At 60.7% G+C, this 799-nt stretch carries 2 protein-coding genes; one reads left to right on the top strand and one right to left on the bottom strand.

Annotation, left to right across the window (positions count from 1 at the left end; all coding sequences use genetic code 11):
- On the top strand, positions 1-204 hold a 204-nt coding region (locus INS93_RS24595; RefSeq protein ID WP_192985861.1), incomplete at its 5' end, for an alpha/beta hydrolase fold domain-containing protein.
- 133 nt (positions 205-337) lie between these two features.
- On the opposite strand, the gene INS93_RS24590 is transcribed toward INS93_RS24595, so the two are convergent.
- Positions 338-799: aminotransferase class III-fold pyridoxal phosphate-dependent enzyme (locus INS93_RS24590; protein WP_192985860.1), on the bottom strand; the 462-nt coding region annotated here is incomplete at its 5' end.

Below are 799 nucleotides of genomic sequence, written 5' to 3'. Positions count from 1 at the left end.
GTGCAGACCGCCGAAATGGACGTGCTGCGTGACGAAGGCGAAGCCTACGCTCGCCGCCTGAACGCCGCCGGTGTGCCGGTGACTGCCGTACGCTACAACGGCATGATCCACGACTACGGCCTGCTCAATGTGGTGTCCGAAGTCCCGGCGGTACGCTCCGCCATGGATCAGGCAGCGCAAACGTTGAAAAACAGCCTCAAATAAGCGGCTGAAAAACGAAACCCCGCCACCGTTGCCGGTCGCGGGGTTTTGCTTTTGTAAAAGCGGCTGGGGGCATTGTGCTCTAGCCGCAAGTGTTTCCTGTCGCGGCTAAAGCCCCTCCCACGGTACAGCGGGCTTACACAGCGCTGCGCACCTGCTCCCAGGTCAGATCCAGGCACTTGCGTGCTTTCTCCACCAGTTCATCCACTTCCGCCAGGCTGATCACCAGTGGCGGCGCGATGATCATGGTGTCGCCCACGGCGCGCATGATCAGACCATTATTAAAGCAGTGGCCGCGGCAAACCATGCCCACGCCCACATCACCAGAGAAGCGCTTGCGCGTCGCCTTGTCCTGTACCAGCTCGATGGCACCTAACATACCGACACCGCGCACCTCGCCTACCAGCGGATGATCCGCCAGTTCACGCAGACGCTTCTGCAGATAGGGGGCCGTTTCTGCCTTCACCCGTTCGACGATGCCTTCGTCCTTGAGAATGCGCAGGTTCTCCAACCCCACCGCTGCCGCCACCGGGTGGCCGGAATAAGTGAAACCGTGGTTGAAGTCACCATGCGCTTCGATCACCTCGAACACCTTGTC

Origin of the sequence: Pseudomonas sp. EggHat1 (assembly GCF_014892995.1) — a bacterium.
GTDB lineage: Bacteria > Pseudomonadota > Gammaproteobacteria > Pseudomonadales > Pseudomonadaceae > Aquipseudomonas > Aquipseudomonas chaetocerotis.
The sequence above is the reverse complement of the archived record's forward strand: the minus strand, read 5'-3'. Positions and strand labels throughout refer to the sequence as shown.